This window comes from Lachnoclostridium phytofermentans ISDg (assembly GCF_000018685.1).
In the GTDB taxonomy this organism is placed as follows: Bacteria; Bacillota; Clostridia; order Lachnospirales; family Lachnospiraceae; genus Lachnoclostridium; species Lachnoclostridium phytofermentans.
In genome coordinates, this window is record NC_010001.1 from 2,479,028 (window position 1) to 2,495,605 (window position 16,578).

Sequence of the window (16,578 nt, forward strand, 5' to 3'; positions counted from 1 at the left end):
GTTAAACGATGAATTTTTCATTTAAAACTATACGTTCAAAGATTTTAGTCTCATTTCTTATATTGATCATTCCAATGATTATGATAGCGGCTAGGATATCAATGACTTATACAGAAAACTCCGTTGTTACGAATTCAATGGAATATACATCAGAACTCATTAATCAAATGAACTCGGATGTTGATTCTTATATAGGTTACATGGAAAATATCTCTCAATTGGCATTGCTGGATTCCGATGTACATACTTTTTTAAATAGTGATTACGAGGAACTAGATAGTAGGCAGTTTGCAAAAGAGCGTGTAATGAATCAATTTGGAACAATTCTAGATTTAAGAAGTGATATAACAAATCTCGCAATTATTGGGACCAATGGCAGGTACATATTAAATCGAGGGGAGGATGAGATTAATCCCTACCTAGATGTAAAACAAAAAGAATGGTATAAAAAAGCAATCGCAGGTAATGGAAAGATTTATATATCCTCCTCTCATGTACAAAATATTGTCAATGGAAAATACCAATGGGTTGTTAGTTTAAGTAGAGCAATCAAAGACAAAGAAAGTGATGAAATGATCGGAGCTCTATTGGTTGATTTAAATTACAATGTTATTAATAATCTTTGCAAAAAAATTAATCTAGGTTATAAAGGTTATATCTTTTTGCTTGATGAAGAGGGTAATATTATTTATCATCCGAAACAACAACTAATCTATAATGGACTGATCAATGAAAAAACTTTAGAAGTAAAGGAATGTAAGGAAAGCTATTTCTTAACGGAGGGAACAGATAGAAAACTTTATGTGATTTCTAGGTCAGAGAAAACTGGATGGACAGCGGTTGGAGTTGCCAATGTATCAGAATTATTTTTGCAAAGAGAACAGACCCAGAGACTTTATCTCATCAGTACGGTGGCTATCCTTCTTATCGCTATGTTACTGTCTATATTGATTTCAAGAGCGATAACCAAACCAATAAAGAAATTAAGAGATTCGATGAAGGAAGTGGAAAAGGGAAATTTCCATGAGAAGGTAGAAACCTCTGGTAGTGATGAAATCGCAAACTTAGGTAAGTCGTATAACATTATGATTCAGACCGTTGATGAATTGATGGAAGCGAGGGTAAAAGATCAAGAGCAGAAAAGAAAAAGCGAACTTCGTGCTTTGCAGGCTCAGATAAATCCGCATTTCTTATATAATACCTTGGACTCCATTGTTTGGATGGCGGAAGAAGGCAAGAATCAAGAAGTGGTAACGATGACAGCTTCTTTAGCAAAACTATTTCGTCAAAGTATCAGTAATGAAGCAGAAGAATTTACACTTAGGCAAGAAGTTGACTATGTAAGGAATTATCTTGTCATTCAAAAAATGCGTTATAAAGAACAACTAAATTATGACATTCAAGTTCCGGAATCTATTCTAAACTATTATGTGATTAAATTAATTCTACAACCTTTAGTAGAAAACGCTTTATATCATGGTGTGAAGTATAAGGATGGGGTAGGAACAATCTTTGTTGATGGATATGAAACGGAAAGTACGGTGGTTCTTCAGGTTATCGACGATGGAATTGGGATGGATGAAGAGGAATTATCACATCTATTTGAAAAAAGAAAGTCTACACATAAAACTAGTCGCGTTGCGATACGGAATATCCATAATCGGATCCAGCTTCATTATGGTAAAGAGTTTGGTCTTAGTTTTGAGAGTAAAAAAGGCTACGGAACAAAAGTAATGATTACCCTTCCAAAAAAAATGGGTCTATAAAAGAAAAGCTCAGGATTGGAGGTTAAAGTGAAACATAAGAAGATATTTTTAATCAGTGCTAGTATGTTATTAACGTTAAGTCTTGCGTTCTTTATATACATAAGGACTTTAGAAAAGCCGAAACAATACTATATGATTTGCATTCCTAAAGTTTTAGATGATTCCAGTGATTTCTGGAGTGTCTTAGTGGAAGGCGCACAGATGGCAGCGAAAGAATATGAGATAAAATTAGAGTTTATGGCCCCTGAAAAAGAGGAAGACTATCTGGTACAGAATGAACTTATTGAAGAGGCGATTAAGAGAAAACCTGATGTAATATTATTGGCAGCAGCAGATTACGAAAAAACTTACGATGCTGCAAAAGAAATAAAGGATGCAGGGATTAAGCTTATTGTAATAGATTCTGGTATGAAACAAGATATTGCAGATATTACTGTCGCCACAGATAATATACAAGCAGGAATAAGAATAGGTGCAGTTACTAAAAATTTGGTTCGAAAGAGTGGTAAAATAGGAGTCATTAGCTTTGTGAAAAATTCGAAGACAGCAATGGATCGTGAAGAAGGACTTAAAATCGGACTGAGTGATGATAGCAATAAAATAGAAGCTATTTACTATTGTGATTCTAATTATGACAAAGCGTATGATGGTACCGTAGAACTGCTAACTAAGTATCCAGACATTAGCGTTATGGTTGGACTTAATCAATATTCAGCGACAGGAGCAGCAAGAGCAATAAAAGATATGTCATTGGAAGCAAAAGTTAAGTTAGTGTGTATTGATAGTTCAATGGAACAAATTCAATATTTAGAAGAAGGTATCTTTGAAGCAATGGTAGTACAGAAGCCATTTAATATTGGATATCTAGGTGTTGAAAAAGCGCTAAAGCTTCTAAAAAAAGAATATGTTCCAAAGCAATTAGATTCTGGCTGTGCTCTAATTACGAAAGATAATATGTTTATTGGAATGAATCAAAAGTTAATATTTCCATTTAAAGAAGAATAATTGAATCCTATAGAAAAGGTTAAAAGGCTACTTCAAAAGTAGTTTTTTAACCTTTTTTCATAGATTTATCTATTAAAATATACAAATAAATACACTATACTATAGAAAAGTTAGTAAATATTAACAACACAGGAAAGGGTGAAGACTTTGGATAACGTTATTATTACCATGAAGGGTATTAATAAAGCCTTTTCAGGAGTACCAGCTTTAAAAGATGCAAGATTAGAAGTCTGTACCGGAGAAGTACATGCACTTATGGGTGAAAACGGTGCTGGAAAATCGACATTGATGAAGATTCTAACTGGAATTTATAGCAAAGACTCAGGGGCGATAATCTATGAAGGGAAAGAAATAGAATTTAAAAATCCACGAGAAGCAAAAGATGCAGGTATTACAATTGTTCACCAAGAATTGAACATGATGAATCATTTGACCGTTGCTCAAAACCTATTCATTGGCAGAGAGGATATGAAAGGTTCTTTTATCAACGACAATAAAATGAATGAGAAAGCACTTGCATTGTTTGATAAATTAAATATTTCGATTAATCCCAAAGAAATTATGGGTAACCTAACGGTTGGAAAACAGCAGATGGTTGAAATTGCAAAAGCAATATCAACAGACGCTAAAGTCATTGTTTTTGATGAACCAACCGCTGCTTTAACGGAAGTAGAAATCAATGAATTATTTAAAGTGATTAGAGACTTAAAGAAAAAAGGAATTGCGATCATCTACATATCTCATCGTATGGATGAAATTAAAGAAATCACAGACCGCGTGACAATTATGCGTGATGGAGAATATGTTGGAACCTTAATTTCTAATGAATGTTGTAAATCAGACATAATTAATATGATGGTTGGACGTGTTATTTATGAAGATCCAAAACAGTTTAGTAATGTAGAAGAGAATGCCGAGGTTATTCTATCTGTGAAGCATTTGAATGCAGGTAAAATGGTGAAAGACGTTAGTTTTGATTTAAGAAAAGGAGAGATTCTTGGTATCTCAGGACTTATGGGTGCTGGAAGAACAGAGCTTGCAAGAGCAATCTTTGGAGCAGATAAGATTGATAGCGGTGAAATCTTTATCAGAGGTGAAAAAGTTACGATAAAGTCTCCTATGGATGCCGTAAAATATGGGATTGGTTACCTTTCTGAAGATAGAAAACGATACGGAATTATCGTGGAAAAGTCAGTTGCGGATAATACTGTGTTGGCTACCTTAGAGCATTATACAAAAGGAATTTTCTTAAAGAATAGGAAAATCCGAGAAGACTCTGAAAAATATATTAAACTACTAAATACAAAAGCTCCATCGGTGGAAGCCTATGTTAAGAATCTTTCTGGAGGAAATCAACAAAAGGTTGTTATTGCAAAATGGCTGATTAGAAACAGCGATATCATTATCTTTGATGAACCAACAAGAGGAATTGATGTTGGTGCGAAAAGTGAGATTTACTCCTTGATGAATGAGTTGATTAAAGAAGGAAAATCGATAATTATGATATCTTCAGAGCTTACTGAAATTCTTCGTATGAGTGATCGTATTGTTGTGATGTGTGAAGGTAATAAAACAGGTGAGCTATCCATTGAAGAAGCAAGTCAGGAAAATATCATGCAATATGCAACGCTTAGGGATTAATTGGAGGGAAAGAAATGAATAAATTAGTTAACAAAATAAAGTCAATCGGAACACAGAAGGTTGCAGCGCTACTAGCATTAATCGTAATTTATCTATTTTTCTTTCTGATGAGTCCGGCATTTCGTTCCATGAGTACATTAGTCAGCATCTTTGACTCCTCTTATTATATAGGATTTATGGCAATTGGTGTGACTTTTGTTATTGTAACTGGTGGAATTGATTTGTCTATAGGTACAGTATTAATATGTTCTGCACTTACTGGAGGGGTACTTTATGAAAAAGGAGTTCCTTTATGGCTGTGTCTCATCATTATCGTTTTATGCGGTACATTCTTTGGATTATGTAATGGAATTATGGTTGCCATTATGAAACTTCCTGCATTTATAGCAACACTTGGAACCATGATGGTGACAAGAGGGTTAGGTTCTATTATAACAAAGACTAAGAGTATAACATTCCCACTTAGAACCTCTAACGATGGTTGGTATAAATCAATTTTTCGTACCGGATCCACAGAGCATTTTCCTTCTGGATTTCCAACAGGTATAATCTTATTACTGTTATTCATGATCGCAATGACTATTATCTTAACAAAAACAAAGCCAGGAAGATACATATTATCATTAGGAAGTAACAAGGAAGCAACAAGACTATCTGGTGTTAACATCGTGAAATGGGAGATTTTAGCTTACGTCATAAGTGGTACCTTTGCTGGAATTGCAGGAATTGCATATGCAGCAATCAACTCTACCTTAATGCCTGGAACAGGTAATGGTTTTGAGCTTGAAGCAATTGCAGGTGTTGTAATTGGTGGTACTTCTTTGGCAGGTGGAGTTGGTACTGTAATTGGTACAATCATCGGTGTATTCATTATGTGCGTATTGAAAACAGGACTTCCATTCATCGATTTACAACCACATTATCAATTATTGATAACCGGTATTGTATTAATTATTGCTGTTTACTTAGATGTTAGAAATCGTAAAAGAAAATCTAGTTAAAGAATGAACGGAACACCGTAAAGAAAATTTGTTAAAGAATGAAAAGAAAACCGTAAAAATAAATCACATTAACTTATTATAGCATTTAACACTTAATTTCGTACGCTTTTAGTTTACATAAAAGCTATTAAAAAGGAGGATTTGTTTATGAGAGCAAAAAAAGTTATCGCGATTTCCTTGACGGCAGTTATGATGTTAGGTCTACTGTCTGGGTGTAAGAAGGAGGATTCTAATGACAAAGCTACAAGCGGTTCCGGTAAAGAAATGACGGTTGAAATTGTAGCAAAAGGTTTCCAACATGACTTTTGGCAAGCAGTATTAGCAGGAAGTAAGAAAGCAGAAAAAGAATTCAATGTTAAAACAAATTTCGTGGGTCCAGAGGGTGAAGGTGCAATTGCAACGCAAGTAGAACAGATTAACAATGCAATTAATAAAAAACCTTCTGCAATATGTCTTGCAGCTCTTGATACAAATGCAGCTTTAGATGCACTTAGTCAAGCTAAGTCACAAGGTATTCCAATCATTGGTTTTGACTCTGGTGTACCAGGTGCACCAGAAGGTTCTGTAAAGGCAAATGCAGCAACAGATAATTATGCAGCTGGTGAATTAGCAGCTACAAAAATGTACGAAGCAATTAAAGATAAGGTAACTAATCCATCCAATGTTGTTCGTATTGGTGTAGTGTCCCAAGAAGCTAACTCTGATTCCATCATCAAACGTACATCAGGTTTTGTTGACAAGATGAGTTCTTTAATTGGTGAAAATAACTCCTGCGTAGAAGGTCATGATAAGTATAATCGTAAATCAGATGGTGCGAAAGTTATCATTGAAGTGCGTATTCCAGCAGAAGTTACTGATAACGCAGGTAAGACAGAAGCATTAACATTATTAAACAAAGAAGACTTAGTTGCTATTTATGGATCTAATGAATTTGCAGCAAAATGTATTATTAACGCAAATGAAGGTTTAAATAAGCTTGGTGAAGGTAAAGTTATCGCAGTTGGTTTTGACTCTGGTGCACTTCAGATTGATGCTATTAAGAATAAGGTATTCTATGGTTCTGTTACACAAGATCCAGTTTCCATTGGATATAATGCAGTACGTTTAGCTGTTGCAGCAGCAAAGGGTCAGAAAGTAGAAGATGTGGATACTGGTTGTCAGTGGTATAATTCAGAAAATTATAATTCAGCCGATATTGCACCTTGTTTATATCAGTAATACCCTCTTTTAGAATAGAATTAATACAAAAGGGAAGGTTCTTTAAAAGGAACCTTTCCTTTTGTATGTTGCAGATGCTTCGCTAAGTTTCTGACTATTTAAGTTGGGTTCTTTTTTAGGTGATGAGGTACGAAGTACATTGCAGCACCACCAACAAAGAAGCGCTCCTCGAATGCTTGAAAAAAAGGTTAGATAAAAAAATAGCAAATATTTAGAGAAAATTACTTCTAAAAATCCTGCTATCAAAGTGATTCTTGGTGACATTCTTTACATTTATTAAATCAATGTTTTCTAGACAATATGAAGAAAAAAAACTGATGAAAGCGTGTCTTTTTCTATTGAAGAAGGTGAGTTTGTGGGGCTATCGGACCAAATGGAGCAGGGAAAACAACAATAAAGATGCTATATCGATAATAATTCGGTAAGTATCATTGAAAAGATACGGCTCTGCAAGGTATAATTAAAATGAAAAGAGCTCTATAAATTGCCAATATAGGAACTAACAGTAATAACAATCGTCTAATCTATTATAATGTATTCCTATATTAAAGAAAACTAATCGAAAGCAATCTTGCAAGACAGATTATATCTTACGAAATAATATAATTTTAACAAAACAAAATATATTAAAAGTAAATCTTACGAAACAAAATGAAGGAGGGGGTTGTGTGTTCCAAATAAACAAATGTTGTTTATATACAATAGTAAGCATCTTAGTATTAATTGCTCTTTTATCTTCTATAACTGGATGTGCTAAGAGAATGAAAAGTGCAAACTTGATGAATGATATAAGAACAGAAACAGTAAATAAAAAAACTGTGGATGAAAAATTTATAACTCAAACTGCGAATTTTTCAGTGGATCTATTTAAAAAGGCTGTAAAAGATAATGAAAACTCTTTGATATCGCCACTATCTGTATTATTAGCACTTGCGATGACTGCAAATGGTGCAGATTCCACTACAAAAGAAGAAATGGAATTGTTATTGACAGGTGGGGGTTCTATCGAGGAATTAAATGAATATTTATATTCCTACGTCAATCAACTTCCTTCAGAGAAAGATAGCAAATTAAACATCGCAAACTCTATCTGGTTTCGTGACGATGAAGACAGATTCACTGTGAGACAGGATTTTCTTCAAAAGAACGCTGATTTTTATGGGGCCGATGCCTATAAGGCACCGTTCAATGCTACAACGATTAAAGACATCAATCTCTGGGCTCAAAATAATACAGATGGGATGATTGATAAGATTATCGAGAAAATTAATCAAAATGCTATAATGTATCTGATCAATGCTATAGTATTTGATGCAAGATGGAAGAATGTCTACACGAAAAATAATATCTTTACCGGAGAATTTACTGCATGGAATGGTACTAAAAGTAATGTTGAAATGATGAATTCTAATGAAAGTTTATATATCAAAGATGAAAATGCAACTGGCTTTATCAAAAACTATCAAAATGATCATTATAGTTTTGTTACGCTATTACCAAACAGTGGAGTGTCAATTGAGGACTACATTTCTTCTCTTACAGGAGAACATTTGTTATCCATCCTAGAGAATACTGAAACAGCCAATGTGTTAGCTCAACTTCCAAAATTTAAGTTCGACTATACCATTGAAATGAAAGATGCTCTGATTGATCTTGGTTTAAAAACTTCATTTGATTCAAAAAGCGCTGATTTTTCGAATTTAGGTAACTCCTCTGTTGGTAACATCTTCATAGGAGAGGTCCTTCATAAGTCATATATTAGTGTGGATGAGTTAGGGACAAAAGCAGGAGCAGTTACAATAGTAGACATGAATTGTGGTTCTGCTATGATGGGATATACGGTTAGGTTAGATCGTCCTTTTATATTTGCAATCGTTGATAATAAAACAAAATTACCAATATTTTTAGGTACTGTGATGGACATTGATTAACATTTGTTTCTTAAAATAAATAAATCTTACGAAATAAAATAAAGGAGAGGATTATATGTTTCATATGAATAAGTGCTATTTTCATAGGATAGTATCTATTTTGGTATTATTTGTTCTCGTATTTTCTATAACTGGATGTGCAATGAAGGTGCAAAGTGCTAACTTGATGGATGGTTTAAAAGCAGAAACAGTCAGTAAAAAAACTATGGATAAAAAATTTATTACTCAAACTGCGAATTTTTCAGTAGATCTATTTAAAAAGAGTATGAAAGAAAATGAAAACTCTTTGATCTCGCCATTATCTGTATTATTAGCACTTGCGATGACTGCAAATGGTGCAGATTCCATTACAAAAGAAGAAATGGAATTGTTATTAGCAGGAGGGAGTTCTATCGATGAATTAAACGAGTATTTATATTCCTATGTTAACCAACTCCCATCAGAGAAAAATAGCAAATTAAACATTGCGAACTCTATTTGGTTTCGTGACGATGAAAATAACTTCACTGTAAAACAAGATTTTCTACAAAAGAATGCTAATTTTTATGATGCAGCAGCTTATAAATCTCCATTTGATAATACAACAATAAAAGATATTAATTTATGGGTAAAAAATAATACAGATGGAATGATTAAAGAGATTATCGATAAAATTGATAAAGACACTATAATGTATCTGATCAATGCTGTAGTATTTGATGCAAGATGGGAGAATGTTTACGTGAAAAATGATATCTCCTCCGAAGAATTTACTGCATGGAATGGTACTAAACGTAAGGTTAAAATGATGAAATCTAATGAAAGACTATATATTGATGATGGAAATGCGACCGGATTTATCAAAAAATATCAAAATGATCAGTATAGTTTTGTTGCGCTATTACCAAACATTGAGGTGTCTATTGAGGACTACATTTCTTCTCTTACAGGAGAGCATTTCGTATCCATTATAAAAAATGCTCAAATGACCGGTGTTACAGCTCAACTTCCTAAATTTAAATTTGACTACTCTATTGAAATGAATGATGCATTGAAAGACCTTGGTTTATTGACTTCCTTTGATATAAAAAGAGCAAATTTTTCTAATCTAGGTAGTTCACCTGATGGTAACATCTACATTGCAGAGGTGCTTCATAAAGCATATATTGATGTGGATGAATTAGGGACAAAAGCAGGTGCAGTGTCAAAAGTAGGAATGAAGACTAAATCTGCTCCGTTTGAATTCACAGTAAAATTGGACCGACCTTTCCTATTTGCTATTGTTGATAATAAAACGAATTTACCAATCTTTATAGGCACTGTGATGAATATTGAATAAGGGCTTTTAAAGCCCTTATAAAATCCAATGCATTATAGCTGTCATGTTCACATTTTATTTCCTAAAGTAATCTTATAAAGTATAGGAAAATATAGGTGGTATCATTATTTTTAACCTTTATGTTATACTAATAGGGCAATATATAAGAAGAGGACTTGTCATGAAAAAGAAAGAATGTATCTGTAAAAGGACAAAATGTGAAAGACATGGAAAGTGCGAGGAATGTATTAAGCACCATAATGAAAATAAAAAGAACGGATTGCCTTATTGTCAACGGAAAACTACAAAGGATAATACAAATGATTAAGTAAAGGAAATAAAAAAGGAAAATTTACAATATATTTTATAATATTAGAATCAGTAATCTCATTCAAAATCTCTATAAGCGTTTAAAGGTTTAAGCCCTATGGCTTTAACCTTTTTTTATTCATGATATGTAAGATAGATTGTTGTAGACTCTATATTCTGGTTTATATTAATAAAGATTAAGTTATATCGTAGGTAAAAGATAAATAAATCTTTATTGAAACTATAATTGAAAGTATTTCTACATTTCACAGTGTAAATATTGATAAAATATGGTAAATATGATATCGTTTCTTTATGACCAATTTATTACTATAATTGTGTAAATCAAGATAATAATCGAATGATAAAATTAACCGATTTTACCTCAAATTCTTTAGTAATCACTTTTTAGCAGAATTCACTAAAAATATATAGAAAGGATTTTGATTATGTCAAACAATCATTTTGTAACAATTAATACTTCCACCTGGAATAACAGTCCCTATGTTCCAAAAAGTAATGGGAGAATTATAACAGAACAATGTTCAGATGACTTAACATCGGAGTATTGGTATGTCGATAGTCGAGGTGGAAAATGGTCAACCCTATTTTATAGTGGTGAAACTATCCATATTGGAGAGACAATACAGTTCGCATTTTGGGTACATATTAAGAAGAATTTTGGTACAACCTTTAGGGCTCAGTTATTTCAAAGTGACTGGGATAAGGCGACAACATTTGAACTTTCTAATAACTGCCCTTATTTGGTTGAAAACATAGGAAATTACTATTTATTCTCCATACCTTACATAGCAAGTGAAGATCATATCGTTAACTATACCTTATCCATGAATGATTTTGAAGTTACTATTTTTTCTGCTGTAGAAAATGATATCACTGAAGTAGAGTTAATACCTACCGAAAAAGGGAAGATATCATTAGACAATATCAGTGAAATTACTAAGGAAGAAAATGATATATGGGATTGTTCTCCTTATCAAATTATCAAATGTTATAAGCAGGGTTTTCCTAAGACCAGATTTATCGGAATAAAATACAGTGATGAAGATAGGGTCAATGGTATGTATGGTTGGCATTGGGGGCAATGGTTTGAAACAGGTAAATTTGATATAATTGAAAAACTGCTTACGAAAGAGTTTCAGAAGATATATCCTGATGCGGAGGCATACATAGGCCTTGAACGTTATAAGGAGGGAGAACCTTATGAGTATTGGATTGGGATGTTTCTTCCGGAAAACAGTGTTGTACCGGATGGTTATGCTTCTGTTGACTTCGACTTTAACAGTGTGGGAATCTGTTGGATAAAAGGACATGAAGAAAATGTTTTTGGTCATGAGGGAGACTGCTATGAGGAACTAATTGAGAAAGGTATGCAAGTTCTTGAAAGCAATGGTGCTTGCTGGTTTTTCGAAAGATATGTTTGCCCTAGATATACCAATCCAGATAAAGACGGTAAAGTAATTTTAGATATTGGATATTTTGTAAAATAAGAATTTATTATCATTGAGGGGGAGACATGATATTAAAGATAGTATTATTATTAGTAACAGTATTTAGTTGGCTTTTGTTTATTAAAATAATAGTTGATAAAGGCAAAAGAAAAGAGAATGGTATCGAAGAAAATACAATTGCAATTAGTGTAAAACTTTTAACTGGGATAATTGCAGTTTGTTTATTAATGATAACAGGAGTTTTATTCCTTAATGAATCATTAATTCTTAAAGATCAAGCGACAACGACTCAGGTAGATACGAAAGGGGGATAAGCTTCTTCCGATAGGCTCAGTAATTCTGTTAGAGGATAGTACGAAAAAAGTAATGATTATTGGATATTGTCAATACGAGTTAGATTCCAGTGAATTATGGGATTACGCTGGTTGTCTCTATCCAGAAGGGTATTTAGGAAGTGACAAGACCTTTTTGTTTAATTCGAATCAAATAAAAGAGATAAGTTTTCTTGGTATGGAAACGGAAGAGCAACAAGAATTTGCAGACTATGCGAATAAAATATTAAAGGACGAGAGAGATAAGATAAAGTAAATTTATTGTATAAAATAATTAGGTGGAGTACGAATAGAAATATTGAAGCATTATTTTTTAATAAAATTTAATAAGCTATAATTTAATTTGTTAAGAAAGCTCTTTGAAGTAATATTTAAATATTTCTCAGAGCTTTCTTTTTACTCATAGATTTCAGTTTTATGGATAAATTCCACAGAGTCATATCTGTTCTTCTTACGTTTCTCTTGCCTATCTGCGCGAACTCCTAGGCTGCCATCTCTTTGATAATCTGGTCTGATTTCATGATCATAGAAGTCTTATTGAACATTAAGAACAAGCCTTATTATACATTAAGAAAGAAGTTTTATTGGTGTTTGTATATAACTGTGAGAACGAAAAGTACATAAAGAAGAAGTTTTATTGTTCACATAAAGACAATGTTTTATTAAGAATATATCATTAATTATTGAAATCAAAAAGGATATATTAGTAAAATATACCTTGACATATATAGATTATCGATATATCATAACATATATCGATAATCTATATATGGAGGGTTGTTATGATTGAGAAAAGCTTATTATCGGGTAGTACAACAATGTTATTGCTTCGATTACTTGAAGAGAAAGATATGTATGGGTATGAAATGATAGATACCTTACGAAAGCAATCCAATAACGTTTTTGAATTAAAGGCAGGTACTTTATATCCTTTACTGCATTCCTTGGAAGAAAAGAACTTATTATTCTCATATGAAGAAGAGATTAATGGAAAAGTCCGCAAGTACTATAAGTTATCCAAAGAAGGTAAAAAGTATCTAAAACAAAAGAAAGAAGAATGGCAGGAATATTCTAAAGCGGTGAGTAATGTATTGGGAGGAAACTTTGGAATCATGTGATTAGTTTCCTATTAGCAGGATGTTATTCTAAGTTATAAAGCTTTTTATACTAAGTTTGTGAGCAAAGGAAATTACATTATACGTATTTAATAGCAATAAAATCATAATATAAGTGAGGTAGAAAAAATGGATCAAATCGATAGTATGTATCCCGAAAATAAAGTAGAGATGTACGAGCTATTATTGGTACAATTAAAAGCAATGTTAGAAGGAGAGCAGGATGTCATTGCAAATTTAAGTAATGTTTCTGCTCTACTAAATCAGGCATTGAAGGATATTAACTGGGTAGGATTTTATCTAATGAAAAAAGGTAGCTTAATTCTTGGACCATTCCAAGGCAAAGTAGCTTGTATTCACATACCAGTCGGACGAGGGGTATGTGGAACTGCAGTGAACGAAGGTAAGACTCAAATTGTGAAGGATGTTCATGAATTTCCAGGACATATCGCATGCGACAGTGCTTCTAATTCCGAAATAGTGATACCAATGAAGAAGAACGGAACAATACTTGGTGTATTAGATATTGATAGTCCAAAATTTCATCGATTCGATGAAGTAGATGCTGAATATTTGGAACAAATCATAACCTTATTAGTGGAGTGTTGTGACTGGCCAAGTAGTATCCAATATGATTTTTGTTAGGACTCCAGCAAGGATTGGGCTAGAATTAGAAACTTAGAGTACTTGGAATTAAACGTTCTACGTGAAAACGAAGCAGCGATAAAGCTTTATGAACACGAGAAGTTTCAAGAAGATATAAAGACGATGAGATGTGATTTATAAACAGATTCTACTTCATAGCAATTCTTTCCGTAAAACAGATTCACTTCGCAGTAATTCTTTCTGAAAAGATATATATAATAGTATAAATACGCTAAAGGAATCTTTATGAAAGAAAAGGTAATTTTCATTACAGGGGTTTTGTTTACCGCTATGGGATTTATAAATGTTTTGATAAAATCAGATTTCATCACTATCTTTTTATACTTTTTAGCAGGTCTTTTATTCTTCAAATTGTTTTATTATTGTAAGAAATAACGCAATAGACGAAAGTATTAATTAGAACATATAAAAAAACAATGGAGTTAGGATTATAAGCTAAAAGTAGCAGTAAAGGCTACTCAATAAAGCAATCAATATGAGGTTTATAATTAACCTAGAAATTTATTTTTAATTAAATAATCAGTAGAACATTTTAAGTATTTCAAGAACATTTTAAGCATGTTAAGAATATTCTATATAATGCTTGATACCTAACAAATTCCAGTATATAATAAACAAGAAATATAAATTTAACAATATAAGAGGTTGAAAAACACAATGAGAATTCGTAAATAACAATGTATGTAAGAATGATAAGAAGAGGAAGCTTGGTGAATATTCTATTTTATTTAATTTTAAATCAGAACATTCACGTAGCTTAATAGTTATGAAAATAGGAGTTAATGTACTACTATTGTACATAATATACTGGCTAATTTTAGTTCCTCTATTGAGATTATCATTTAACATACAGTATTTTTACGTCCGGAGTGTTTTTTCAGGCTCTTTTTTTGTTGTAAAAATTTAGAAAGGTGGTGTAAGCATGTTGTTTTCAAAATTACGTCTTAAAGAAAGAGTAGAAACAGAGAAATTAATCAGATAACCTGGCATGGAATACGACAAACTTCGTCGTAGATGCCAGTTAGAAAGGTAGGCAAACTATGTCGAAAATAATAATTCAAAATATGTATTTTCACTATGCAGAATATTTTCAGACTGTATTTGAAGATGTAAATTTAACGCTCGATACCGATTGGAGGCTAGGCCTCATAGGGAGAAATGGGAGAGGAAAATCAACCTTTTTAAAACTTTTGCATGGAAGTTTAATTCCTGATAAGGGAAATGTGGTGAAACAGGTTAATACGGAGTTTTTTCCTTATGAAATAAATACGAATTATAGAGTAACTCTTGATGTGTTAAAGGAGTGCATTGGAAATTTAAAGACGATGGAAGATACCATGGAGGAAATCATCGTTTCTGAGGATAAAAACAGGTATCAGGAATATCAAGAGATACTTGAACAGTATCTTGAATTTGATGGATTTCAAATGGAAAGTCGAATTTTAAGGGAAATAGCTCTCATGAATTTACCAGAAGAGATACTAACTCGTAATTATGAAGTTTTATCAGGAGGAGAAAAAACAAGACTTCAAATCATAGCAATGTTTTTACGGAATAACGCTTATGTACTGCTAGATGAGCCAACGAATCATCTGGATTTGGAGGGTAAAAGATTATTAGCAGATTATCTAAAGCAGAAAAAAGGATTTTTGGTAGTATCTCATGATCGAAGCTTCTTAGATGAAGTGATAGACCATGTTTTATCTTTTAATAAATCGGACATTGAGATTGAAAAAGGAACCTTTACTTCTTGGAAGGAGAATAAGGATAAAAAAGAAAGTTATGAATCCCGTACGGAAGCAAAGTTAGTAAGAGAAATCAAAGCATTGCATAATCAGTCAGTTTTGAAACGAGATTGGGCTAGTAGTGCTGAGAAGACTAAGAATAATCACGGAAAGTTTGAACGTTCCAGCGGATCACGAGCAGCACAGTTTATGATGCATGCAAAAAGAGCAGAAGATAGAGTTAAGAAAAACTTAGAGGATAAAAATAAGCTGCTACAAAACTTTGAAGTAGCAAAAGAACTAGAAATTAAACAGAAGTCTTTAGAGGGTTATACCATATTAAGAGTAAAAGATCTTTCCTTTGGATATGATGGCGGTATCTTATTTTCAAATCTGAACTTTAAAGTGGCGGTTGGTGACCGGATATGGGTTCGTGGGAAAAACGGTTCTGGTAAAAGCACATTATTAAAGTTGATTGCAAAACATTTAGAGTCCGATTGTATCAATTACTTTGATGAAATACAGATTACAGAATCTTTTCAAGAACCATTATGGAATTCTGGATATGTAACAGATTATATTATTGAGGATAGTAAGCGACATCAAATTTACGAATTATGTGGTCTTTTTGATATTCCTACTGAAACTTTACTTCGACCGATTGAAACTCTTAGTGGGGGTGAAAAGAAAAAACTAGACATTGCAAGAGCTTTAGTTTGTGAAAATCAATTAATTCTTCTGGATGAGCCACTTAACTTTATGGATATTTACTTTCGTGAACAGTTAGAAAAAGCGATACTACAATACCAACCGACTATTATATTTATAGAACATGATGAATGGTTTGGTAATAGGGTGGCAACAAAGATAATAACTTTGGATTAAAGATAAAGAATTGAGTTTGACGTAACTGTTTTTTTCATCTATTATTATAATAAGCTTATTCATGATAGGGAAAAGTTCTTAAGGTCTACTTTTTCTTGATTAGGGTACAGAACAAGATTTTTTAGTTACTTCTCTACAAATTAGTTTCTTAAATCTTACATGTTAATACCAATTTTCATAATACACCAGGAGTAACAAGAGTTACGAAAGAGCACT

The 16,578-nt window shown here is 32.6% G+C and carries 14 protein-coding genes; all 14 read left to right on the top strand.

All coding sequences use genetic code 11. The features are described 5' to 3' along the window. Positions 1–8 precede the first annotated feature (8 nt). Positions 9–1,766 (top strand): sensor histidine kinase, encoded by a 1,758-nt coding sequence (locus tag CPHY_RS10395; protein ID WP_012200030.1) that lies wholly within the window; start codon positions 9–11, stop codon positions 1,764–1,766. A gap of 27 nt (positions 1,767–1,793) precedes the next feature. Then, positions 1,794–2,771 (top strand): substrate-binding domain-containing protein, encoded by a 978-nt coding sequence (locus CPHY_RS10400; protein WP_012200031.1) that lies wholly within the window; start codon positions 1,794–1,796, stop codon positions 2,769–2,771. A 168-nt stretch (positions 2,772–2,939) separates the two neighbouring features. Beyond that, a complete protein-coding gene (locus CPHY_RS10405) occupies positions 2,940–4,412 on the top strand; it encodes a sugar ABC transporter ATP-binding protein (protein ID WP_041704278.1) in 1,473 nt (490 codons plus the stop codon). A gap of 14 nt (positions 4,413–4,426) precedes the next feature. After that, on the top strand, positions 4,427–5,413 hold the full coding sequence (locus CPHY_RS10410) for an ABC transporter permease (RefSeq protein ID WP_012200033.1): 987 nt from the start codon (positions 4,427–4,429) through the stop codon (positions 5,411–5,413). 147 nt (positions 5,414–5,560) lie between these two features. Beyond that, positions 5,561–6,631 (top strand): ABC transporter substrate-binding protein, encoded by a 1,071-nt coding sequence (locus tag CPHY_RS10415; RefSeq protein WP_012200034.1) that lies wholly within the window; start codon positions 5,561–5,563, stop codon positions 6,629–6,631. A gap of 668 nt (positions 6,632–7,299) precedes the next feature. Next, on the top strand, positions 7,300–8,562 hold the full coding sequence (locus tag CPHY_RS10420; protein WP_012200035.1) for a serpin family protein: 1,263 nt from the start codon (positions 7,300–7,302) through the stop codon (positions 8,560–8,562). A 55-nt stretch (positions 8,563–8,617) separates the two neighbouring features. Further along, the gene (locus CPHY_RS10425; RefSeq protein ID WP_012200036.1) at positions 8,618–9,880 is read left to right on the top strand and encodes a serpin family protein; all 1,263 of its coding nucleotides are present in this window, start codon (positions 8,618–8,620) and stop codon (positions 9,878–9,880) included. 160 nt (positions 9,881–10,040) lie between these two features. Next, on the top strand, positions 10,041–10,187 hold the full coding sequence (locus CPHY_RS21950) for a hypothetical protein (RefSeq protein WP_198301318.1): 147 nt from the start codon (positions 10,041–10,043) through the stop codon (positions 10,185–10,187). A 430-nt stretch (positions 10,188–10,617) separates the two neighbouring features. After that, positions 10,618–11,679 carry a hypothetical protein gene (locus tag CPHY_RS20815; protein ID WP_012200037.1) on the top strand — a complete coding sequence of 354 codons (1,062 nt, stop codon included), beginning with the start codon at positions 10,618–10,620 and terminating at the stop codon, positions 11,677–11,679. A gap of 26 nt (positions 11,680–11,705) precedes the next feature. Then, a complete protein-coding gene (locus CPHY_RS10435; protein WP_012200038.1) occupies positions 11,706–11,954 on the top strand; it encodes a hypothetical protein in 249 nt (82 codons plus the stop codon). Positions 11,955–11,964: 10 nt separating this feature from the next. After that, positions 11,965–12,228: a DUF4176 domain-containing protein gene (locus tag CPHY_RS10440; protein WP_278183997.1), complete on the top strand. Its 264-nt coding sequence runs from the start codon at positions 11,965–11,967 to the stop codon at positions 12,226–12,228. Positions 12,229–12,754: 526 nt separating this feature from the next. Continuing rightward, on the top strand, positions 12,755–13,090 hold the full coding sequence (locus tag CPHY_RS10445) for a PadR family transcriptional regulator (protein WP_012200040.1): 336 nt from the start codon (positions 12,755–12,757) through the stop codon (positions 13,088–13,090). Positions 13,091–13,216: 126 nt separating this feature from the next. Beyond that, positions 13,217–13,732 carry a GAF domain-containing protein gene (locus CPHY_RS10450; RefSeq protein WP_012200041.1) on the top strand — a complete coding sequence of 172 codons (516 nt, stop codon included), beginning with the start codon at positions 13,217–13,219 and terminating at the stop codon, positions 13,730–13,732. A 1,061-nt stretch (positions 13,733–14,793) separates the two neighbouring features. After that, positions 14,794–16,362: a ribosomal protection-like ABC-F family protein gene (gene abc-f / locus CPHY_RS10455; protein ID WP_012200042.1), complete on the top strand. Its 1,569-nt coding sequence runs from the start codon at positions 14,794–14,796 to the stop codon at positions 16,360–16,362. Positions 16,363–16,578 lie beyond the last annotated feature (216 nt).

Excerpts from the sequence above, each read along its gene's own strand:
- CPHY_RS10395 (WP_012200030.1), top strand. The coding sequence starts at position 9 with ATGAATTTTTCATTTAAAACTATACGTTCAAAGATTTTAGTCTCATTT.
- CPHY_RS10405 (WP_041704278.1), top strand. The coding sequence starts at position 2,940 with ATGAAGGGTATTAATAAAGCCTTTTCAGGAGTACCAGCTTTAAAAGAT.
- CPHY_RS10410 (WP_012200033.1), top strand. The coding sequence starts at position 4,427 with ATGAATAAATTAGTTAACAAAATAAAGTCAATCGGAACACAGAAGGTT.
- CPHY_RS10415 (WP_012200034.1), top strand. The coding sequence starts at position 5,561 with ATGAGAGCAAAAAAAGTTATCGCGATTTCCTTGACGGCAGTTATGATG.
- CPHY_RS10425 (WP_012200036.1), top strand. The coding sequence starts at position 8,618 with ATGTTTCATATGAATAAGTGCTATTTTCATAGGATAGTATCTATTTTG.
- CPHY_RS21950 (WP_198301318.1), top strand. The coding sequence starts at position 10,041 with ATGAAAAAGAAAGAATGTATCTGTAAAAGGACAAAATGTGAAAGACAT.
- CPHY_RS20815 (WP_012200037.1), top strand. The coding sequence starts at position 10,618 with ATGTCAAACAATCATTTTGTAACAATTAATACTTCCACCTGGAATAAC.
- CPHY_RS10435 (WP_012200038.1), top strand. The coding sequence starts at position 11,706 with ATGATATTAAAGATAGTATTATTATTAGTAACAGTATTTAGTTGGCTT.
- CPHY_RS10445 (WP_012200040.1), top strand. The coding sequence starts at position 12,755 with ATGATTGAGAAAAGCTTATTATCGGGTAGTACAACAATGTTATTGCTT.
- CPHY_RS10450 (WP_012200041.1), top strand. The coding sequence starts at position 13,217 with ATGGATCAAATCGATAGTATGTATCCCGAAAATAAAGTAGAGATGTAC.
- abc-f (WP_012200042.1), top strand. The coding sequence starts at position 14,794 with ATGTCGAAAATAATAATTCAAAATATGTATTTTCACTATGCAGAATAT.